Below are 457 nucleotides of genomic sequence, written 5' to 3' on the forward strand. Positions count from 1 at the left end.
CTCGGCGACGTGGAGGGCGGAGAGGACGGAGCCCACGCCGCCGCTGAACTGGATGACGTGCTGGAGCCCGGGTGGCTGGGCTACGGGCGGGGAGGGGGTGTTGGGCGGCATGAAGGTCTGGTCCTCGTTCCAGTCAGTGGTCGGGGGTGAGGGCTTCGCCGGGGCGGAGAGGGCGGCCGGTCTCCATGAGGTGCTGCACGGACTCGGCAGAGGTCCAGTCGTAGGACGCCCGGTCGGTGAGGGTGGTGTCGCATCCGCAGCCGCAGGTGTACGGGGCGATCAAGACGTACGTGCTCGGTTCGAGGACGTCGCAGTTGTCGAAGGGCAGGCCGTTCGCCAGGCGGATGAGTCGGCGCCCGTCGTCAACGCCCAGGCCGCCTTGCTGGCAGGCGGTGCAGTGGCAGGGGGTGAGCGCGGGCTCGGGGTCCGCCCAGTACGGGTTGGGGGTGTGGAGGCC

At 71.1% G+C, this 457-nt stretch carries 1 protein-coding gene; it reads right to left on the reverse strand.

The genetic code is table 11. The annotated features are described in order from the left end of the window. Positions 1-133 precede the first annotated feature (133 nt). Positions 134-457 (reverse strand): hypothetical protein (locus tag G3I78_RS48240; RefSeq protein ID WP_164436965.1); only part of this gene is annotated, 324 nt, incomplete at its 5' end.

The sequence above is a fragment of the Streptomyces sp. SID13726 genome (assembly GCF_010548375.1).
GTDB lineage: Bacteria > Actinomycetota > Actinomycetes > Streptomycetales > Streptomycetaceae > Streptomyces.